The 21,858-nt window shown below is 62.8% G+C and carries 16 protein-coding genes; 14 read left to right on the forward strand and 2 right to left on the reverse strand.

The genetic code is table 11. The features are described 5' to 3' along the window. Window positions 1-14 precede the first annotated feature (14 nt). Window positions 15-1,295 carry a DNA recombination protein RmuC gene (locus H4V95_RS04875; protein WP_209729030.1) on the reverse strand — a complete coding sequence of 427 codons (1,281 nt, stop codon included), beginning with the start codon at window positions 1,293-1,295 and terminating at the stop codon, window positions 15-17. Window positions 1,296-1,381: 86 nt separating this feature from the next. Between H4V95_RS04875 and ychF the strand changes: the two genes are divergently transcribed. The 8 genes from ychF (at window position 1,382) to H4V95_RS04915 (ending at window position 11,666) form a co-directional block, all read left to right on the forward strand. After that, complete coding sequence (gene ychF / locus H4V95_RS04880; protein ID WP_209729032.1) at window positions 1,382-2,467, forward strand: redox-regulated ATPase YchF; 1,086 nt, start codon at window positions 1,382-1,384, stop codon at window positions 2,465-2,467. A gap of 67 nt (window positions 2,468-2,534) precedes the next feature. Next, the gene (locus H4V95_RS04885) at window positions 2,535-4,004 is read left to right on the forward strand and encodes an MGDG synthase family glycosyltransferase (RefSeq protein WP_209729034.1); all 1,470 of its coding nucleotides are present in this window, start codon (window positions 2,535-2,537) and stop codon (window positions 4,002-4,004) included. Window positions 4,005-4,274: 270 nt separating this feature from the next. Continuing rightward, window positions 4,275-4,487 carry a hypothetical protein gene (locus H4V95_RS04890; protein ID WP_209731423.1) on the forward strand — a complete coding sequence of 71 codons (213 nt, stop codon included), beginning with the start codon at window positions 4,275-4,277 and terminating at the stop codon, window positions 4,485-4,487. 136 nt (window positions 4,488-4,623) lie between these two features. Then, window positions 4,624-4,896: a hypothetical protein gene (locus H4V95_RS04895; RefSeq protein WP_245345576.1), complete on the forward strand. Its 273-nt coding sequence runs from the start codon at window positions 4,624-4,626 to the stop codon at window positions 4,894-4,896. Window positions 4,897-5,046: 150 nt separating this feature from the next. Then, complete coding sequence (locus tag H4V95_RS04900; RefSeq protein WP_209729036.1) at window positions 5,047-6,756, forward strand: glycosyl hydrolase family 18 protein; 1,710 nt, start codon at window positions 5,047-5,049, stop codon at window positions 6,754-6,756. 333 nt (window positions 6,757-7,089) lie between these two features. After that, window positions 7,090-8,868 carry an ABC transporter family substrate-binding protein gene (locus H4V95_RS04905; RefSeq protein ID WP_196867838.1) on the forward strand — a complete coding sequence of 593 codons (1,779 nt, stop codon included), beginning with the start codon at window positions 7,090-7,092 and terminating at the stop codon, window positions 8,866-8,868. A gap of 210 nt (window positions 8,869-9,078) precedes the next feature. Next, on the forward strand, window positions 9,079-10,620 hold the full coding sequence (locus H4V95_RS04910) for an ABC transporter permease (RefSeq protein ID WP_196867839.1): 1,542 nt from the start codon (window positions 9,079-9,081) through the stop codon (window positions 10,618-10,620). Further along, window positions 10,617-11,666 carry an ABC transporter permease gene (locus tag H4V95_RS04915; RefSeq protein ID WP_209729038.1) on the forward strand — a complete coding sequence of 350 codons (1,050 nt, stop codon included), beginning with the start codon at window positions 10,617-10,619 and terminating at the stop codon, window positions 11,664-11,666. Before H4V95_RS04910 ends, H4V95_RS04915 begins: the two co-directional genes overlap by 4 nt. Window positions 11,667-11,730: 64 nt before the next feature. Here the strand turns inward: H4V95_RS04915 and H4V95_RS04920 are convergent, their stop codons facing one another. Then, a complete protein-coding gene (locus H4V95_RS04920; protein WP_209729040.1) occupies window positions 11,731-12,360 on the reverse strand; it encodes a PH domain-containing protein in 630 nt (209 codons plus the stop codon). Window positions 12,361-12,440: 80 nt separating this feature from the next. Here H4V95_RS04920 and H4V95_RS04925 point away from each other — a divergent pair, with 80 nt between their 5' ends. From H4V95_RS04925 to H4V95_RS04950, 6 genes are all read left to right on the forward strand, one after another. Then, complete coding sequence (locus H4V95_RS04925; RefSeq protein ID WP_209729042.1) at window positions 12,441-14,264, forward strand: ABC transporter ATP-binding protein; 1,824 nt, start codon at window positions 12,441-12,443, stop codon at window positions 14,262-14,264. Window positions 14,265-14,456: 192 nt separating this feature from the next. Beyond that, window positions 14,457-16,238 (forward strand): BCCT family transporter, encoded by a 1,782-nt coding sequence (locus H4V95_RS04930; protein WP_209729044.1) that lies wholly within the window; start codon window positions 14,457-14,459, stop codon window positions 16,236-16,238. A 260-nt stretch (window positions 16,239-16,498) separates the two neighbouring features. Then, window positions 16,499-18,088 carry an ABC transporter substrate-binding protein gene (locus tag H4V95_RS04935; protein WP_209729046.1) on the forward strand — a complete coding sequence of 530 codons (1,590 nt, stop codon included), beginning with the start codon at window positions 16,499-16,501 and terminating at the stop codon, window positions 18,086-18,088. Window positions 18,089-18,215: 127 nt separating this feature from the next. Continuing rightward, on the forward strand, window positions 18,216-19,142 hold the full coding sequence (locus H4V95_RS04940; RefSeq protein WP_209729048.1) for an ABC transporter permease: 927 nt from the start codon (window positions 18,216-18,218) through the stop codon (window positions 19,140-19,142). A gap of 1 nt (window position 19,143) precedes the next feature. Then, window positions 19,144-20,127 (forward strand): ABC transporter permease, encoded by a 984-nt coding sequence (locus tag H4V95_RS04945; protein ID WP_245345923.1) that lies wholly within the window; start codon window positions 19,144-19,146, stop codon window positions 20,125-20,127. Then, on the forward strand, window positions 20,124-21,836 hold the full coding sequence (locus H4V95_RS04950; RefSeq protein ID WP_209729052.1) for an ABC transporter ATP-binding protein: 1,713 nt from the start codon (window positions 20,124-20,126) through the stop codon (window positions 21,834-21,836). The genes H4V95_RS04945 and H4V95_RS04950 overlap by 4 nt, the downstream gene beginning before the upstream one ends. Window positions 21,837-21,858: the final 22 nt, after the last annotated feature.

The raw sequence follows: 21,858 nt of genomic DNA on the forward strand, positions 1-21,858 counted from the left end.
TTCCGCCGCCGTCCCTAGGCGCTGCGGCGGTCGCCGTCGCTGTCGGAGGTGTTCTCGTTCAGTAGTTCGGCGGCGCCCAGGAGCCGGGGCGTCGATTCCACTGGGGACACCCGCAGGGGCCCGGATTTCTCCTCTGGCTGGGATGAGGCGCCCAGCGACGCCGAGTCGAAGTCGTTGATCCGGCGTGCTGTCGGCAGCACCCGGGTCTCGAGGGTACCCACAAACGAGTTGTACTTCTCCACCGAGGACTTCAACGAGTTGCCAAGCTTCGTGACGTGCTCGCCCATCGTTCCGAGACGGTCATACAGCTGCCGGGACAGATCAAAAAGCTCCTTCGCGTGCTCGGTCAGCACATCCTGCCGCCAGCTGTACGCCGCACCCTTGAGAATGGTCAGGAGCGACACCGGTGATGCCAGTGCGACATTGCGGGTGAAGGCGTAGTCGAGGAGTCCCGGATCAGCACGGAGAGCGGACGAGAGCACCGACTCCACCGGGATGAAACACACCACCAGTTCGGGGGTGTTCTCCACTCCGAGCCAGTACCTTTTGCGGGCCAGGGCATCAATGTGGGCGCGGAGAGCCTTCGCATGCTGTTGCAGGAGCAGGTCCCGCTGGCCTAGTACGCTCCCCTCTGCGGTCTCGGATCCCTCCGGTAGTTCATGGGCGTCAAGGAAGGCGGCCAGCGGCACTTTCGCATCGACCACCAGTTGCTTGCCGCCGGGCAACTGCACGATCATGTCCGGCCGGGCAGCAGTATCTTTTGCGCCGGCGTTGAGGGTGATGGTCGCTTGTTCCAGGAAGTCGACGCGGGCCAGCATCCCGGAGGCCTCCACCACCCGGCGCAACTGCACTTCACCCCACTGTCCGCGCGCGCTGTTGCTGCGGAGCGCTGCGGTCAGGGAATGCGTCGTGGACAGCAGCTGTGCATCCGAGTGCCTCGCCTCGCGAAGCTGCTCCGCGAGCTGGCCAAACTGTTCCACCCGGTCGCGTTCCAGAACCCCCACCTGGGACTGCAGGTGGTTCAGCTTGTCCGCCACAGGGGCCAACGCGCGCAGCACCGATTGGTCGCCGACTGATCGATTGGTGAGTTCCCGGTTCTGGGCCACCAGCATCCGGTTCTCCGCCGTCGCCGTCGCCAGGGCCGCGGTGGTGCTGCCCAGGCGGCCGCCGACGTCGTCCAGCTCCTCCGCGAGCCGCTGAACCCGCTGGCGAGCCCCCCATCCCATGCCGGCGGCGCCCAAGATTGCCCCCACCAGGAGTGCTAATACGATCAGAACCACAATGAATCCATCCATGGCACTACCCTGACAGTTGGCACCGACATTTTGTGGATCCGGTGGCGGCGCGGTGGAAGCCGGGGCAAACGGTAGACTCTATTCCCGTGGCTCTTACTATTGGCATCGTCGGACTGCCCAACGTCGGCAAATCAACCCTTTTCAACGCGCTAACCCGCAACAACGTGCTCGCGGCGAACTATCCGTTCGCAACGATCGAGCCGAACGTGGGGGTGGTCAGTCTGCCGGACGCGCGTCTCGGCCAGCTGGCGGAGATCCATGGGTCACAGCGCATCCTGCCAGCCACCGTCTCCTTCGTGGATATTGCGGGAATCGTCAAGGGTGCATCGGAGGGAGAAGGGCTGGGCAACCAATTCCTGGCCAACATCCGGGAGGCCGAGGCCATCGCCCAGGTCATCCGCGTGTTCGATGACCCCGATGTGATCCACGTGGATGGCAAGGTCGATGCACGCTCCGACATGGAGACCATCAACACCGAACTGATTCTTGCCGACCTCCAGACCCTCGAGAAGGCCATTCCCCGGGTCGAGAAGGAAGTCAAGATCAAGAAGCGGGAGCCCGCGCAGCTGGCCGCCATGATCGCGGCCCAGTCGGTGCTGGAACGCGGCGACACCATCTTCGCGTCGGTGGCGAAGGACAAGCTGGAAATGGAGCACCTGCGGGAGTTGAGCCTGCTCACCGCCAAGCCATTCATCTACGTGTTCAACGCCGACGATTCGGTGCTGGGCAATGAGGAGAAGGAGGCAGCGCTCCGCGAACTCGTTGCCCCCGCCGACTGCATCTTCCTGGACGCCAAGCTCGAATCCGATCTGGTGGAGCTGGATGAGGAAGAAGCCCGCGAGATGCTCGAAATGAATGGCCAAAGTGAATCCGGTCTCGATCAGCTGGCACACGTCGGTTTCCACACCCTTGGACTGCAGACCTATCTGACGGCCGGCCCCAAGGAAACGCGGGCGTGGACAATCACCAAGGGTGCTACCGCCCCCGAAGCTGCGGGAGTCATTCACACTGACTTCCAGCGCGGCTTCATCAAGGCCGAGGTGGTCTCATTCTCCGATCTGGTTGACGCCGGATCGATGGCCGAGGCCAAGTCCCGTGGCAAGGTGCGGATCGAAGGCAAGGAATATGTCATGACCGACGGCGACGTGGTGGAATTTAGGTTCAATGTCTGATTGCTTCCTAGGCGCTGTTCCGTCGGGACCCCGGGTGCGGTGCGATAGCGGCTGCTAGCCTCTCTTCATGCGTAAGTCGTCGGCACGTGGACACCGCCCCGAAGGAGGGGAGCGGGTCCTGATCCTGTCCGCCGGGGTGGGGGCGGGGCATAACAGCGCTGCGGCGGCGATCCAGCAGGAGTGCGCCAGGCGTTCCGACATCGCCGAGGTGCAGGTGTTGGACGTGTTGGAGGTGAGCAGCGTGCTCTATCGCGCACTCCTTGGAAAGGGTTACTTCGTCCTGGTTGAGGGCCTACCCTGGCTGGTTGACTGGGGCTATGACATGAGCGACCCGCCTTTCCGACGCCGCGGCCCCATCGACCCTTGGACACGGGCGAACGCTGTTCCGGTCATTAGCGCAATCAAGCGATTCCGGCCGACCGCGATCGTGTGCACGCATTTCCTGCCAGCCCAGCTCCTGGCGTCGCTGCTCCTCCGGGGTGTGACTGAGGCGAGAACCGCTGTCGTGACGACGGACTACGATTTCCAGGGCCTGTGGCTTCCGAGCGCGTTTCACACCCTGTTCGTGGCCCGGGAGGAGGCACGGGTGGAGCTGCTGGCGCTCGGTCTACCTCCCGATCGGGTCGTCGCCTCGGGCATCCCGATCGCCAAACCACTCGACGTCGCGCCTGCGCCGCTGCGCGATAGCACCAAGCCCCCGATGCTCCTGATCTCGGCGGGCGCGACCGGCGGCGACTATACGGTCTCGGTGGTGCGGCAGACGATGCACATGCGTTCGTCCTTCACCGCCACGATCGTCTGCGGACACAACGATGCACTGCGGCAGCGCATCGAGGAGCTGGTAGCGCCCGCTGGGGACCGCTACCGCGTGCTCGGATTTACGGAGGAAATGCCGCAGCTGTTGCAGCGTGCTGATCTGTTCGTGGGCAAACCAGGTGGGCTATCGGCGTCGGAATGCATGGCCGCCGGGCTCCCCATGGTGCTGGTGAACCCCATCCCGGGGCAGGAGGTTCGCAACGGCGATTACCTGATGGAGCAGGGGGCAGCCGTCCGCTGCAACACCGCCGCGACAATCGGTTGGAAGATCGACGAGGTGCTGCGCGAGCCGGGTCGGCTCCAGCGGATGCAGGCGGCCGCGCGGAGAATCGGTCGCCCTGAGGCTGCAGCGAACGTGCTGGCCAACACGCTGGATGGTCCGTCACGTCCGCTGGTGGTCACTCGTGCAGCGCAGAAGGCGATTCTCACCGCCAGTGGTCAACGCGTCGTCGCCACCGATCTGACGGGGCCGTCCGCGCTGGCCCGCCTCATCGACTCGGCGGCGGGAAGCACCGTCGCGTTGTTGCAAGCTGGAGAGCTGGACAATCTCCGGAAGCGGTACGCGGCTCCAAACGGGGGAATGGTGTTGCGTCGCGGCCAGGCGCATCGTTGGCTCCCGCGGGAAGCGCGGCGGTTGCTCCGCGCCCTGCTCCAGGGCGACAAGACGCTGTCTGTCCGCGCCGAGGGAGTGTCGGCACGCCCGACTATCCCACCTGGCTGACGGATAGAACGCGACTTCTTGCTGATCCCAGATTGACGAACCCTCCGGGCATCAGCCTGGTCATTGCGTCATTGACCCCAGGCCGGGAGGCTGGTGCCATAAGGGATGTGCCCGCCGACACCGGACTAAAGTCCCTGTTTCTCAGGAACCGGCGGGCGTAGCTTGAAAGTGCGGTCTCGCAACGGGGCGGGGCCGCACCAAGGGGAGCGCCATGAGCAGATCTTCGGTAGCCAGGATTCTGGGGCTTTCCAGCCTGATCGTGCTCACAGGGTGTTTCGGCCCACCGGCCGCCGCACCGACAAGCAATCAAGCCGCTCCAACCACGACAGTGAGCGAGTCCGTGACGACCGCGACCCCTCCCGCGCCGAGCCCTCCTGCGCCGATCACTCCGTCGGCCTCTCCTACCTCACCAGCAGTATCGCCTTCTACTGCCCCCGCAAGCGCGCCCGAGACTGCGGAACCAACGCCCACGGGACTTCCTGAGCAGGTTGCTCCGCTGACCATCTACTATGTTGCCGTCGACAATAACGGTGTTTCAGGACCTGTGATCGGCTGCGGCGACAGCCTTGTCGCTACGACCACGGCTCCTGTCCGATTCACGGACCAGGTTGGCCCTAGCATGAAGACTCTGCTCGCCAACAAGAGCCGCGACGTGGGCATGTCGGGGCTCGTAAACGTCTTGTACCAGTCCGGTCTCACGTACGTTGGCGGCGAGCTGAACGGCAGTACTGTCACCATCTGGCTCACCGGGCAGTTCATGCTCGGGGGTGTCTGCGACATACCGCGAGCAGAGGCGCAGCTGGAATACACCGCCATGACCGCTGCCGGAGCAACGAATGCTCGGGTGTTTGTCAACGGTCGCCCGATCGACGAGGTGCTCAGCCAGAAATAGGGCACGAAACCGCGCCCCGGTCTGCCGGAACTCTGCCACTTGGCCAGTATTCTCGTCTCCTCTAGCCGGGCGCGTTAGCCAGCAAGCTTCATCCAGTAGCCTAGAAGAGCCGCTGCCTGCCGGTGCTGGTCTCACATGCCGGAGGAAAGAATGAAACGAGTGCGCCCGCGCCGATCCCAACGGATCGTCGTCCTGGCCGTCGTCGCCCTACTGGGAATCAGCGGCATCGCCGCCTGTTCCTTCGATGGTTCCTCGGAGGGAAAGAGTCCCGACGACGCAGCCACCACTCCTGCTCTCATCAACGGCTACCGGAGCGTTGGCTATTTCCCCCAGTGGGGGGTCTACGGACGCCAATACACAATGAAGGACTTTCAGGACTCGGGCGCGGCGGGCAACCTGAGCCACATCAACTATGCCTTCGGCAACATCCACCACGAGACCCTCACCTGCTTCCAGGCAAACAAGGCCCAGGAAAGCGGACCGGATGGCTCGGACGGCGCATCCGATGCCTGGGCGGACTACGGCATGACCTACGACGCCGCCGGTTCGATTGCCGGTACGCCGGACACGGCTGAGCAACCGCTGGCCGGATCGTTCAACCAGCTGCGGCAGTTGAAAGCAGCCAACCCCGGGTTGCGCGCCGTAATCTCGCTCGGTGGATGGACCTGGTCGAAAAACTTTTCTCGTGCCGCCGCCACCGATGAAACCCGGAAAGCCCTGGTGGCCTCCTGCATCGACCTGTACATCAAGGGAAACCTTCCGGTTATTGAGGGCAGGGGAGGGGACGGCGCCGCTGCCGGCCTGTTCGACGGCATCGACATCGACTGGGAGTGGCCGGGCACCGACAAGGGTCTCGAAGGGAACGGTGTGGACACCGAGAACGACGCCGAGAACTTCCGGTTGCTGTTGCAGGAGTTTCGGACACAGCTCGACGCCTACGGTTCAACCACCGGTGCGTCCTACTCCCTGAGCGCCTTCCTGCCCGCAAATCCAGTAGTCATCGAGGCTGGCGGGTGGAACGACCCTGCCTTGTTCGAGTACCTGGACTTTGGAAACATCCAGGGCTACGACCTATGGGGAACCTGGGGGCCGAACCTCACCGGACACCAGGTGAACCTCTTCGACGATCCGGACGATCCTCGTGAAGATGGTGAACGTTTTTCGGTCGACCGGACCGTGAGTGCCTATCTCGATGCAGGGATCGATCCCGCCCAGCTCGGGCTCGGCCTCGCGGCGTTCGGTAGGGGGTGGTCCGGCGCTGACTCCGCAGAGCCCTGGGGTACGGCCACCGGGCCCGCACCGGGTGGGGAAGAACCCGGCCTTGAGGACTACGACGAACTGCTTGAGGTTGGCGAGGAGTTCACCGACTCGACCCTGGGTACGGCCTGGCGGTTCGACGGCGATCAGTGGTGGAGCTACGACAACCCCGAAACCGTGCGCCTCAAGAGTGACTACATCCTGGAGCGTGGACTGGGCGGTGGAATGTGGTGGGACCTGGCCGGCAACCGGGACGGCTCGCTCTTTGCTGTGCTGTCCGATCAACTGCGCGAGGCTCCGACGGGCCCCGCCCGTGACCGGGTGATGCCCGAGCCAACAGTCCAGCCATCCAGCCCGACGTCGGCACCCGGTACGCCGACCGCTGCCCAGGACTCGGCCACCCAGGGTGCGGCGGACTCCGACCCGTCACTGTCTGTCGATGGGGCAGCGGACGTTGCACCCGTTCCGTGGGACGAAAACGAGGTGTACACCGAGGGCCGCCGCGTGGTCTTCGAGGACAGGGTGTACCGGACCCAGTGGTGGACCCGCGGCGATGTGCCTGGTGTCGAGCAATGGGGCCCGTGGCGGCAACCGAATGATTGACCGGTCCCTAGCCCCCTTATAGGAGTTCTAGGGATGGGCTGTCTGAGTCCTTATATAAGGGGTCAATTAGCCCCGTTGTGATTTAAATGAACCGCCGCCGATCACCTCCGCTCAGCTGCGCCAAACGGCTGGGAATCAGCTGTGCGATGGCTGTAAATAAATTTGGTTGCATCTCGGTAACAACCCGGACGCGCCGGGGGTTATGACACCTCGCCGCAACAATTAGCATTTAGGCTTCTACTCATGTGAGGCACGCCACTCCTCTCGAGGGGGCGTGTCAGCTCTTTGTAAAACCACATTGAGCTATTTCCAGAACATGAAATAGGAGGCGGAATGCGTTTCGGACGTACTTCCAAAGCTGTTGGAGTCGCAGCAATCGCTGCACTTGCACTCAGCGCCTGCGCCAGCACTGACAGCGGCGACGGCAATTCTGACCCAGACGCAAGCGGTGACACCGGAGCCTCAAGTGGCGGCGTCGTCAGCGTTGCCGAGGTAAACCCGTTTACCTCGTTCAACTCAGACAGCGCCACAGGCAACGTGGACATCAACGGCAAGGTCAGCTACCTGACCAAGTCGGGGTTCAACTACATCAACGACCAGCTCGAGGTTGTTCCCCGGGAAGAGTTCGGATCCTACGAAGTCGTCTCCGAGGATCCCCTGACGGTCACCTACACCGTGAACGAGGGTGTCGCCTGGTCCGACGGCGAGCCCATCGACGGTGGGGACCTCCTGTTCTCCTGGGCCGTCAGCTCCGGCTACTTCGATGATGCAGACGCCGAAGCAGAAACCGGCACTACGTACTTCACTGCTGCGAGCACCGCTGGCCTGGATCTGTCCCTCCTCCCCGAACTGGGTGAAGATGGCCGTTCCATCACCATCGAATACACCGAGCCCTACGCCGACTGGGAAATCGCCTACGGCGTGATCGACACCCCAGCGCACGTGGTCGCCACCCAGGCTGGTCTGGCTGACGAAGATGCACTGATTGAGCTCATCCAGAACACCCCTGAGGGTGACCCGGAGGATCCCCAGGAGCGTCCCGATCTGCAGCCTGTTGCCGACATCTGGAACACCGCGTTCGACACCACCACCCTTCCTGACGATCCAGCCATGTACCTGTCCAGCGGACCGTACATCGTTGACGCAATGACGCCCGACCAGTCGATGACCCTCGTCAAGAACGAGGACTACAACTGGGGCCCCGAGACCCAGCTCGACGAAATCACCATCCGCTACATCGGTGACGCCACTGCCCAGGTCCAGGGCCTGCAGAACGGCGACGTCGACGTCATCCAGCCGCAGGCATCCGCCGACACGCTGGCTTCACTCGAAGCCCTCGATGGCGTCAACATCTTCGAAGGTGACGAACTCTCCTTCGATCACCTTGACCTCAACTACAGCGGTGTCTTCGAAGATGAGAACGTCCGCAAGGCGTTCATGATGACGATCCCTCGCGATGCGATTGTTGAGTCAACCATCCGTCAGCTCGACCCCGAAGCAGATCACAGGAACTCCCACATCTTCGACGTCGGCACCCCCGGCTACGAAGCCGCAGTGCCTGAAAACGGTTCGGATATGTACGACGAGGTAGACATCGAAGGAGCCACCGAGCTGCTTGACGGTGCTACCCCAGAGGTCCGCATCATGTACAGCGTCGACAACCCCAACCGTGTTGACGCCTACACCCTCATCGCTGAGAGCGCCGAGCAGGCAGGCTTCGTAGTTGTTGACGGCGGTCTCCCCGGTAACGAGTGGGGTTCTGCCCTCGGAACCGGCACCTATGACGCGACCATCTTTGGCTGGGTCAGCACCGGCGTCGGCGTCACCGGCGTTCCGCAGCTGTACGGTTGTGGTTCGGCATCCAACTTCAGCGGATTCTGCGATGAGGAAGCTCAGGCCGCTATGGATGAGCTGATCGTCACCACTGATGAAGCTGAGCAGCAGGAACTGCAGACCATCGTCGACACCCGTCTGTTCGACACCGGCTACGGCCTGCCACTGTTCCAGTCGATCGGCATCAATGCCGCCAGCGACTCCATCGAAGGCGTCGGCTTCAGCCCGACCCAAGAAGGAATCTGGTGGAACTTCTGGGAATGGAACGTTGCTGAGTAATTCGGCCACACCCACGACCTAATGTGCTAGATCTGAAAGCGCTGGGGCCGGACCACTGGCCCCAGCGCTTTTCTAGTGCCTGAAGTACCCGAAGACGTGCCCAGGAAAGCGATTGGGATCTCCCAAATATCGGCTGCCTATTAGGTGCATTACACTTTTGCCACAACGCCGGGTGATCCCCGGAACCTTAACATTGAGGTTATAAACACTATGGTGACCTACATCGTCCGGCGCTTAGTTGCTGCCGTACTCATCCTGCTGGGCGCATCCTTCATCGTCTACATGCTGACCGCAGCATCAGGCGATCCGTTGAGGGACTTGCGCGAGAGTAACGTCCCCAACCGGGACACGCTCATCCAGCTGCGGACAGACCTCCTGAGTCTGGACGTCCCCGCCCCTATCCGCTACTTCGAATGGCTGGGTGGCGCCGCAAGCTGCCTCATCCCCTTCGCCGCTACCTGCGACCTCGGCAGCAGCATCGCCGGCATCGAGGTGACCCAGCTCCTGGGCCGGGCAATGGGACAAACCATTCTCCTGGTGACCGGTGCCACCGTCCTCGCGATCCTCATCGGTATCTCGCTGGGAATCATCACCGCCCTCCGGCAGTACAGCGGGCTGGACTACGGCGTGACCTTCATGGCATTCCTCTTCTTCTCTCTCCCCATCTTCTGGGTGGCGGTTCTCCTCAAGGAATACGGAGCCATCAGCTTCAATACGTTCCTCGCCGATCCGAATATCTCTCTCACAGCCATCCTCATTACCAGCCTGGCGAGTGCGTTCATCTGGTATCTGGTGGCACGTGGAACATTGAAGAAGCGACTCATCGCAGCCGCCGCAGGGTTCGCCTTTGCGGCTGCCATCCTGTTCTTCCTTGACATCACGCAGTGGTTCAGTTCGCCAGGCTTCGGCCCAGTAGTGATCGCAATCGCCGGCGTTGGCATCGCCTACGGGATCACCCTGCTGACTGCCGGGCTCAAAAACCGTAAGGCCCTTTACTCCTCCCTGATCACCGTGGGAATCGGTCTCATCGCCTACTTTGCGGTCCAGCCACTCCTGGATCTGGCCACCCCGCTCATGATCGTCCTACTGGCCATCGTCACTGTCCTGGTCGGCGTTGCGGTCGGCTACTTCATGGGCGGCTACGACCGGCGTCAGAGCATGAATGCAGCCGGGCTGACAGCGTTCCTCATGGGGTTCACTATCCTGCTCGATCGCTTCATGCAGTCCTGGCCGCTGTACTCGGACAACAACCGCATCCGTGGCAGGCCAATCGCTACCCTCGGTTCGTCAACCCCGAATCTTGACGGCGACTTTTGGATCATGGGCATCGACACGTTCACCCACCTGCTGCTCCCAACCATCGCCCTCATGCTGATCTCCCTGGCTGGTTACAGCCGCTACTCCCGCGCGTCAATGCTGGAGATCATGAATCAGGACTACATCCGCACCGCCCGGGCCAAGGGCCTAGGGGAGCGCACAGTGGTCATGCGTCACGCCTTCCGCAACGCGCTCATTCCGCTGGCCACCCTCGTGGCGTTCGATATCGGCGGTCTGATTGGCGGCGCCATCATTACCGAGCAAGTCTTTGCCTTCAGTGGCATGGGCCAACTGTTCATCGGTGCCCTAGGACGCGTTGATCCAAATCCCATCATGGGAGTCTTCCTGATTACCGGCATTCTGGCCCTGGTCTTCAACCTGGTTGCTGACCTGGTCTACTCGGTACTTGACCCACGAGTGAGGGTAAAAGCATGAGCACGAGAGCAGAGAACAAGAGAAAGCCCACCCCGGCGAAGGACGACTCGATCGGTCTGAGCCAGGGTCAGATCGTCCGTAAACGGTTCTTTGGCAACTCCGCTGCCGTCGTCAGTATGGTTGTCTTCGTCTTCGTGGTGATCATGGCCTTCACCTCGATTGGGTACGCAGGTATCCCCGGCTGGTGGAAGTGGAACTACGTCCAGACGCTTCCTTTGGCGACGCCGAACGGGGCTCCCACCTGGGTCCTGCCGTTCGACTTCGGTGACCACCCCTTCGGTCAGGACCGCGTTGGTCGTGACCTGTTTGCGATGACCATGCGTGGGACCCAGCTGTCCCTGATCATCATGTTCATCATCGGCATCCTCGGAGGCATCCTCGGAGTAATCATTGGTGGTGTCTCCGGGTACTTCCGCGGTTGGGTCGAAGCAGTGCTGATGAGGTTCACCGACGTCATCATCGTGATCCCCCTGATCATCCTCGCTGCCGTACTGGGCAGCGTGGGCAACAACCTCACCGGGAACGGCACCTTCCTGCGGACCATTATGGGCGGCAGCGCCGGAGTGATTCTGCTGGGCGTCTTTGTGGGTCTCATCATCTGGACCGGACTCGCACGTTTGGTCCGCGGCGAATTCCTCTCCCTGCGAGAGCGCGAGTTCGTTGATGCTGCCCGGATCGCCGGCGCATCCGACACCCGGATCATCTTCAAGCACATCCTGCCGAACGCCGTCGGCGTCATTATCGTCAACACCACCCTGGTGATGGCTTCGGCAATCCTGCTCGAATCCGCGCTGTCCTTCCTGGGGCTCGGTGTGAGGGCTCCGGACATTTCCCTGGGCAGCCTGATCAGCGATAACCAGCAGGCATTCAACACCCGCCCCTGGCTGTTCTGGTGGCCGGGGCTTTTCATCATCCTGATCTGTCTGTCGATCAACTTCATTGGTGACGGTCTCCGGGATGCGTTTGACCCGCGGCAGAAGAAGTTCAATGCCAAGAAGGCAGTGCACTCGGGCGACATCTCCGATCCCAGCCGTCCCGAGGCCTAAGATGCCGAGGCGCAGGGTTCATCCGGTGGGTGTGGCAGCGGTGCAGTTGCGCCGCGGCCACCGGTTAGACCATGGAGAAGGCGATCACATTGGCGGCGATCAGTGCAACAGCGCAACCGATAGCAATCCAGTGGAAGCGGGACGTCACAGTGGTCGTTTCAGTGGCGTCAGCGTCAATCAGGCCGCCGTCGACGAGCGTCGCCCAGTGGGTTCGCACCAGGAAGGCTGCCGCACCCGAGTCGGTGTTCTTCAGGTCTCCCGGCCGGATCGACTGGGCAGGACCGTAACTGGATTCGGGGAGCCCCTGGACATGCTCGGGCTTCCCCCGGTGCGTGCCCCACACCCCGGGCGCCGGTGCTGCCCACGCGGTATGGCTGCCACGGACGGTGACCAGGGTGAGCGCGAACTTTGTGTCGACATGGATGAGCGCCGCCCACGGGACGGAGATGGACCGCACCGGGTTATTCAGCGTGACAGCATCGTCGGCAACAACCACCGAGGGATACCAGAACAGCAACCAGCCAAAGTAGGCCAGGGCGAGCAGGGGCCACGCGGACACCAGGCCCTCGACGCCATCGCTGAAGACCGACAGCACAATGCCGATCCCCGCCAGCACCCAGGTCAGGGACGCAAACCACTTGCCGAACCGGGGTTTGAACACAACGGGGCTGGCGGCATCATTCGGGCGACTCATACCCATATAGTTTCAGGATTCCGGGCCAGGCCACTAATCACCAGAATGTGGCAGGCCACGGGCGGAAGGAAAGCAGAATCATGACCGACGGCGTCATCATCAACTCGGACCCAGGGCAGACACCACGAAGCGACGTGCCAGTGCTGGAGGTCAGGGGCCTCAGCGTTGACTATGGGGTGGACAAGGTCTGGGTGCCTGCCGCCATCGACCTCAACTACGAGGTCAGGGCCGGTGAGGTACTCGCAATCGTCGGTGAGTCCGGTTCCGGCAAAAGCGCCAGCTCGATGTCGCTGCTGGGGCTGTTGCCCGAAAACAGCCGCACCTCCGGCAGCGTCAAGCTTAATGGCAAGGAAATCCTGGGCCTGACGGGGAGCAAGCTTCGGCAGATCCGCGGCCGCGACGTCGCCGTGATCTTCCAGGAGCCGATGACGGCGATGAACCCGGTCTACACGATCGGCTTCCAGATCGTTGAGACGATCCGGCTGCACAACGAGATTTCACCTGAAGAGGCGAAAGAGCGCGCCCTGAAGTTGCTGGAGATGGTCGAACTGCCGGATCCGGACAAGGCCTTCAAATCCTATCCGCACCAGTTGTCGGGTGGGCAACGGCAGCGCGCCATGATCGCCCAGTCGCTCTCCTGCGACCCGAAACTGCTGATCGCTGACGAGCCAACCACCGCCCTCGATGTGACGGTCCAGGCAGAAATCCTCGATCTGATGCGCAACCTTCGCAGCAAGCTCAACAGTGCCATCGTGCTGATCACCCATGACATGGGGGTCGTCGCCGACCTCTCCGATCACATTGTGGTCATGAGCAAGGGCAGGATCGTCGAGGCTGGCACCGCCGAACAGATCTTCCACAACCCGCAGCACGAGTACACGCGTAAGCTGCTCGCAGCCGTGCCCCACCTCGGGCAGGGCGGCGAAGGCACCGATGAGGTGGACATCACCGCGGCGCTGGCCGCCGCCACGTCCACCGAGCTGCGCGGGGTGGACCACGACGAACTGATGCGCCGCGAACGCGAGAACCAGGCCCGCCTGGAGGAGAAGGAACGGGCGGCCGATACCTCGCGGGGTGAGGCAGTCCTCAAGCTGACGGACGTGGCGATCGAATATCCCAAACAGGGCCGGGTGCCAGCCTTCCGCGCAGTGGAAGGAGCGAACCTGGCAATTTATCCGGGGGAGATCCTCGGCCTGGTGGGGGAGTCGGGGTCAGGAAAAACCACGATCGGCCGTGCAGCGGTTGGTCTTCTGCCCGTCGCCGCAGGCTCCCTGACCGTCACAGGCAAGGAAATTTCCAACGCCACCCGCAAGGAACTCTTCGAGCTGCGACGCAATGTAGGAATGGTTTTCCAGGATCCCTCCTCATCACTGAACCCTCGCCTTCCTCTGGGTGAAAGCATCGGCGAGCCCATGTTTCTCGCCAAGGTAGCCAAGGGGGCGGACCTGCAGAAGCGGATCGAAACCCTTCTGGATCAGGTGGAACTGCCGCGCGCCTACCGCAACCGGTACCCCCATGAGCTGTCCGGCGGCCAGAAACAGCGGGTAGGTATTGCCCGGGCGCTGTCCCTGAAGCCCAAGCTGCTGGTCGCCGATGAGCCGACGTCGGCGCTCGACGTTTCGGTGCAGGCCACCGTGCTGGAGTTGCTGAAGAACCTGCAGCAGGAGTTGGGCTTCGCCTGTCTCTTCGTCACCCACGATCTCGCCGTCGTCGACCTCATGTCCGACCGCATCTGCGTGATGCGGCGCGGCAAGATTGTGGAGCAGGGCACCCGGGACCAGATTCTCCGGCGACCACAGGACCCGTACACCCAGCGCCTGCTGGCAGCGGTGCCGTTGCCCAACCCGGAGAAGCAGCGCGAACGCCGCGAACTGCGGGCGAAACTCCTGGCGTCAGCCGAGTAGTTCCGCACGAAACCGCCACGAACGACGGCGTCCTGTCCCTGCCGGGATGGGCCGCCGTCGTTCGTAGGTTAAGGGGGGACCTTATGCATAGAGTCCCATACTTCTGTAGGGTGGGGTAGGCCTTACTGCCTGTGCAGCAGCGTGTCAATAGTCATTCTCACCTTAAATCGAAACGTACGAGGAGTAACTCGAATGTCCCTCAGGTCCGGAAATCCGGCAACCGATAGTCCACCCGGCGAGCCAGACGGCCACCCCACGGAAAGAAAACCGCAGCCAGCCTCACGGCTGTCCAAAGCGGTGTTCATTCCGGCCGCCGCCCTCATCGTGGTGTTCGTGGGCTTCGCCCTCATCTTCCCCTCCACGGCCGCAGAGGTGTTTGGCGCCATCCAGACGAACGTCATCAGCGGGTTCGGCTGGTACTACGTGGCAATCGTCGCCATGTTCGTTGCGTTCTCCCTCTGGGTCGGCCTGAGCCGCTTCGGGGATATCCGGCTCGGTAAGGACGAGGATCGTCCCGAGTTCTCACTGATGTCCTGGTTTGCGCTGCTTTTCGCCGCTGGCATGGGCATCGGCCTGGTGTTCTGGGGTGTCGCCGAGCCGCTGAACCACTTCGCCGCTCCGCCTCCCGGCACTGAAGGCACTGGCATCGAGCTGGCCCAGCAGGCCCTCACCCAGACCTTCCTCCACTGGGGACTGCACGCCTGGAGCATCTACGTGGTGGTGGGCCTCGCCATTGCCTACGCCGTACACCGCCGCGGCCGCCCGATCTCCATCCGCTGGACCCTTGAGCCGCTGCTGGGCGACAAGGTCAAGGGCAAATGGGGCGACGCGATCGACGTCGTCGCCCTCGTCGGTACGCTCTTCGGTGTCGCCACCTCCCTCGGATTGGGAGTACTCCAGATGTCCGCCGGTCTAGATACCGCCAACATTGTCGAGGCAACCAAGTTCACCCAGGTGGGCCTGATCCTTTGCATCACGGCGCTGACCCTGGTCTCGGTGATTTCCGGCGTCGGCAAGGGCATGAAGTGGCTCTCCAACACCAACCTGGTGCTGGCCGGCGTCCTCTTGCTGTTCGTCCTCTTCACTGGTCCCACCCTGTTCCTGCTGCGCGAATTCGTTCAGTCGATCGGTAACTACCTGCAGAACGTCATCGGACTGACCTTCGACACCCTAGCGTTCGCCGGGGCCGACGGCGAAGCCTGGCAGTCCGCCTGGACCACCTTCTACTGGGGTTGGTGGATTTCCTGGGCCCCGTTCGTAGGTATCTTCATTGCCCGCATCTCCAAGGGCCGCACCGTGCGCGAGTTCGTTGCCGGCGTGCTACTGGTACCCACCATGCTCACCTTCCTGTGGTTCTCGGTGCTCGGCGGATCAGCCCTCTACCGCGAACTGTTCGGTCAGGGCGGCCTCGTGGGCGAAGACGGAGCGGTGGACACCAACAACGCCCTGTTCGGGCTGCTCACCGAGCTTCCCGGTGGGCCGATCCTGTTGATCGGCGCGATCATCCTGATCGCCATCTTCTTCATCACCTCCGCGGACTCCGGCGCGCTGGTGATGAGCATGATCTCCACGGGCGGACACCCGGATCCGAAGAACTGGATCCGTGCGTTCTGGGCCGTTGCTGCAGCATCAGTGGCGATCGCGCTCCTGCTCGTGGGGGACGACGGGCTGGCCTCGATCCAGACCGCCGCGATCCTCACGGCCCTGCCGTTCAGCGTGGTGATGATCTTCATGTGCATTGCGACAGCGAAGGCCTTCCACGACGAGCACCAGCAGTTCCTGCGTGCCCAGCGACGCCAGGCCCGCAACGCCCTCGCCGATCAGGTCACGGACCAGGTCAACGAGCACATGTCCGATCGGATGGATCAGCAGATCCAGGACCAGCTTGCGGATTACCATCTCGAGGAAGCCTCAGGTTCGGCGGGCACCAACTCCACCCGGCGCTGGAAGCTCTCCCGCTCGAAGAGGTCCTAGACTTCTCCGAACACGTCCTGCGGCCTGAGGTAGCGCAGGAAGCAACGGCGGTCCGTCCCTCTGGGACGGGCCGCTTTTGTGTGCCCCCGGACGTTCGGTTTCGTCAGGCAACTTTAGAGGCCTAAGCTTGTCCACTGTGAGCCAGGACATGTACAACAGCGTCCTGTCTCAAATCCGGGCGGAAACATCGATCCGGTCTATCAAATTACACAAGGAGGCGGAATGCGTTTAGCGCGTATTCCAAGGTTGTCGGCGTTGCATTGACTGCGACGCTGGCACTAAGTGCGTGTGGCGGCAGTGGCGAGGACGCTGCGTCGAACACCGAGCGGCCCATCGTGGTTGACGGCGTTGAACCACAGAACCCACTGATCCCCACCAGCACCAATGAGGTAGGCGGCGGAGCAGTGGTCGACCTGATCTTCTCCGGTCTGGTCAGCTACGACGCTGATGGCGTATCCCAGAACGAGATGGCGGAGTCCATCGAGACCGAGGACGCCCAGAACTACACGATCACGCTGGCCGAGGGCAAAACCTTCACCAACGGGGAGCCAGTCACGGCCCAGTCCTTCGTCGACGCCTGGAACTATGGCGCGGCGGCGAAGAACGCCCAGTTGTCCAGCTACTTCTTCGAGAGCATCGAAGGCTACGACGAGGTCAGCGCCGAAGGCTCCGACCTCGAGGAAATGTCAGGCCTCACCGTTGTAGACGAGCGCACCTTCACGGTCGCCCTGAGCCAGCCCGAGTCGGACTGGCCGCTCCGTCTTGGCTACAGCGCGTTCTCCCCACTGCCCGAGGTTGCCTTCGAGGATTTCGAAGCCTTCGGCGAGAACCCGATCGGCAACGGACCCTACAAGTTCGCAGCCGAGGGTGCCTGGGAGCACAACCAGCAGATCGCCCTCGTCCCGAACGAGGACTACGACGGCCCCCAGGCCGCGCAGAACGCTGGCGTTACCTTCAAGATGTACCAGAACGGCAGCACCGCCTACCAGGACCTCATCTCGGACAACCTTGATGTTCTTAAGACGGTCCCTACGTCCGACGTGCAGAACTTCAAGAATGACCTTGACGACCGCTGGCTGGAATCCCCCTATGCGGGCAACCAGACCATCTCCATCCCTTACTACCTGGAAAACTGGGACGGCGAGGACGGCAAGCTTCGCCGCCAGGCAATCTCCATGGCGATTGACCGGGAAGAGATCACCACGGTGATCTTCAACAACGGCCGCACCCCAGCCACGGAATTCACGGCCCCCGTGCTCGAAGGCTACAACGACAGCCTGCCCGGCAGCGAGAACCTTGAGTTCAACCCGGAGCGCGCGGTCGAGCTGTGGGAAGAGGCAGAAGCTATCGAGCCCTACGACGACTCCGAGCCACTGACCATCGCCTACAACGCCGACGCCGGCGACCACCGCACCTGGGTGGAGGCAGTCGTGAACGGGCTGAAGAACAACCTGGACCTCGAGGTCAGCGGTCTGCCGTTCTCCACGTTCGCCGAGTTGCGCACCAACGCCACCGACAAGACGCTGACCGGTGCCATCCGCACCGGCTGGCAGGCAGACTACCCGTCCCTGTACAACTTCCTTGGACCCATCCACGCCACCGGCGCCGGATCCAACGACTCCGTGTACGAGAACCCCGAGTTCGACCAGGCCCTTTCCGATGGCCTCGCGGCGGACTCCGTCGAGGCGGGAGCCGAGGCCATGAACAAGGCGCAGGAGACGCTCCTTGAGGACCTCCCCTCCATCCCGCTGTGGTACCAGGTTGCCCAGGGCGGCTGGAGCCAGAACGTCGACAACGTCGAGTTCGGCTGGAATGGCGTTCCCCTGTACAACGCCATCACCACCAAGTAACACCGAACAACTGATGGGGTCCTCTCCGGAGGGCCCCATCAGTTTGCTCCAAATCCAAAGGTCCACAACAGATGAATAAGCTTCAACAGCGTTCCTTGGGGACGCTTTACGCCGGGGGTGTTGCCTGATGGCCTGGTACATCATCCGGCGTGTTCTGCAACTGATTCCCGTCTTTCTCGGTGCCACCCTGCTGGTCTACTTCCTGGTCTTCAGCCTTCCCGGTGATCCCACCGCCGCCATCTGCGGCGAGCGGGGCTGCACCCCAGCCGTCGAGGCGGCGTTGCGGGAGCAATACAACCTGGACCAGCCGTTCTGGGTGCAATACTTCCTCTTCATCAAGGGTGTTCTCACCTTTGACCTGGGCGTCAACTTCGCGGGTCGGGAGATCGCGACGATCATTGCCGAAGTCTTCCCCACGACCGCCCGGCTCGCCATCATGGCCCTCGTGTTCGAGGCCGTCTTCGGCATCCTGTTCGGCCTCATCGCCGGCCTGCGGAAGGGAAAGATCTTCGACTCGACCATCCTGGTGGTCTCCCTGATTGTCATCGCGGTTCCCATCTTCGTTCTCGGGTTCCTCATGCAGTTCATTGTCGGCGTCAAGCTCGGGTGGGCCAGCCCCACAGTGAGCGGTGCGGCGCCTTTCAACGAACTGATCCTGCCCGCCGTCGTGCTGGGACTGGTGTCCTTCGCCTACGTGCTGAGGCTGACCCGCACCAGCATCATCGAAAACGTGAACGCCGATTATGTGCGCACCGCCACCGCCAAGGGTCTTTCACGGCGCCGCGTGGTCACGGTGCACATCCTGCGCAACTCGATGATCCCCGTCATCACCTTCCTGGGTGCGGACCTGGGCGCCCTGATGGGTGGCGCGATCGTCACCGAGGGCATCTTCAACGTAAACGGAGTGGGCAACACCTTGTACCGCGCCGTCCTCAACGGTGAAGCCCCGGTGGTGGTGGCAATCGTCACCGTTTTGATCCTGATATTCTGCATCGCCAATCTGGTGGTGGATCTGCTGTACGCATGGCTTGACCCGAGGATTCGATATGCCTGATATGGAAAACACACCCAAACGCGTGGTCGCACCCAAGCAGGCCGCATACCCCATCGAGCACTTCGTGGCCGACGCCGAGGACACCCCTGTCGTCGCCACCGACAGTGCAACCACCGACGATGCACCGCGGAGCCAGTGGAGCGAGGCGTGGCGCAACCTACGTCGTCAACCGCTCTTCATTCTGAGCGGCATCCTCATCCTGGCGGTCATTTTCGTCGCCCTGTTCCCGGGGATCTTCACCAACGAACCACCCAACGAGAACTGCCTGCTGGCCAATTCCGGTGGCGGTCCCGCTCCCGGGCATCCGCTGGGTTTCACCCAGCAGGGCTGTGATGTGCTGTCGAGGGTGGTTTACGGAACCCAGTCGTCGCTCATGGTGGGAATGTTCTCCACCCTGGGCGTCCTCCTGATCGGCGGCGCCATCGGTGCCATCGCTGGATTCTACGGTGGCTGGATCGACGCCATCCTCGCCCGGCTGGGAGACATTTTCTTCGCACTGCCCCTGATCCTGGGGGCCATCGTCGTCGTGCAGTTGCCCTTCTTCCGGGAGAACCGCAGCGTGTGGACGCTGGTGGTGATTCTGGTGACCTTCGGTTGGCCGCAGATTGCCCGTATCACCAGGGCGTCTGTGATTTCGGTGAGGAACGCCGACTTCGTCACCGCGGCACGCTCGCTGGGTGTTTCACGGTTCTCGGCTCTGCTGAAACACGTGATCCCCAACTCGCTGGCTCCGGTGATCGTGATCACCACGATTTCGCTCGGGACGTTCATCGTCGCCGAATCGACGCTGTCCTTCCTGGGCATTGGCTTGCCACCCGACGTCATGTCCTGGGGAAATGACATCTTCTCGGCGGAACCCACGGTGCGGACCAACCCCATGCCGTTGTTCTGGCCAGCCCTCGCGCTCTCCCTGACGGTCCTCAGCTTCATCATGCTGGGCGACGCGCTGCGGGACGCACTCGATCCAAAGGCCCGGAAGCGATGACACACACTCCAGAGAACACCACTGCGGAAACCACGCCGGCGCCCCCGCTCCTTGAGCTGCGCGACCTCGCGATCACCTTCACCACCTCGCAGGGGGACGTGGAGGCAGTCAAGAACGCCCGGCTGACCATCATGCCCGGCGAGACCGTCGCCATTGTTGGGGAGTCGGGGTCCGGCAAGTCGACCACGGCCCTCGCGGCGATCGGCCTGCTGCCGGCGAACGGCCGCGTGTCCGGCGGACAGGTACTGTTCGACGGCGAGGACATCACCCATGCGGACGAGAAGCGGATCGTGGAACTGCGTGGATCGTCCATCGGAATGGTCCCGCAGGACCCCATGTCCAACCTGAACCCAGTCTGGAAGATTGGGTTCCAGGTCAAGGAAACGTTGCGGGCCAATGGCCTGCCCCACGGCAAGAAGGACGTAGCGCAGGTGCTTGCGGAGGCTGGCCTCCCCGACGCCGAATCACGCGCCAACCAGTACCCCCACGAGTTCTCGGGCGGTATGCGGCAACGCGCACTGATTGCCATCGGCTTGTCCTGCAGGCCCCGCCTGCTGATTGCTGACGAGCCGACGTCGGCCCTGGACGTGACCGTTCAACGGCAGATCCTCGACCACCTGGACACCATGACCAGGGACCTGGGGACGGCGGTGCTGTTGATCACCCACGACCTGGGACTGGCCGCAGAACGGGCCCACAAGGTGATCGTCATGTACAAGGGGAAGGTGGTGGAAGCCGGCCCAGCGATGGAACTGCTCACCAACCCGCGGCACGCCTACACGCAGAAACTGGTTGCGTCGGCGCCGTCCCTGGCTTCCCGGCGGATTGAATCCGCCAAGAAGCTGGGCGTGGCAACCACCGAGGTGCTCGCACCCGAGGAGCCAACCGCGGTCGGTGGCGCCGTCGACAAGATCATCGAAGTCAAGGACTTGACCAAGGTCTTCAAGATCCGTGGCAGCTGGGGCAAGTCGACCGACTTCAAGGCGGTCGACGGGGTGTCCTTCTCCATCGCACGCGGGACGACGACGGCGGTGGTCGGCGAGTCCGGCTCCGGCAAGTCGACTGTCGCGCGGATGGTGCTGGGACTCGAACCTGCGACAGGGGGCAGCATCGACTTCGACGGGGTGGACATCACCACCCTGAGCCGGAAGAAGATGTTCGACTTCCGGCGCCGGGTGCAGCCGATCTTTCAGGACCCGTACGGGTCGCTGGATCCCATGTACAACATCTTCAGAACCATTGAGGAGCCTTTGAGGGTGCACGGGATCGGCGACGCGAAGTCCCGGGAGCGCAAGGTCAGGGACCTGCTGGAACAGGTGGCACTGCCCGCATCGATGATGCGCCGGTTTCCCAACGAGCTCTCCGGGGGGCAGCGGCAGCGGGTTGCCATTGCGCGGGCGCTGGCCCTCGACCCGGAGGTGGTGATTTGTGATGAAGCCGTGTCAGCCCTCGATGTCCTGGTTCAGGCACAGATCCTGAACCTCCTCGCGGACCTGCAGGCCGAGCTGGGGCTGAGCTACCTGTTCATCACCCACGACCTGGCCGTGGTCCGTCAGATCGCCGACCACGTGTGCGTCATGGAGAAGGGGAAGCTGGTGGAACAGGGGGCGACCGACGACGTCTTCGACCACCCGCAGACCCCCTACACGCGGGCGCTGCTCGACGCGATTCCCGGGGCCGGACTGGTGCTGCCACCGGACGCCGCCTAGCGCCAACTGCTGGTCACCGACC

This window comes from Arthrobacter sp. CAN_C5, assembly GCF_017875735.1.
Classification (GTDB): Bacteria; Actinomycetota; Actinomycetes; order Actinomycetales; family Micrococcaceae; genus Arthrobacter_D.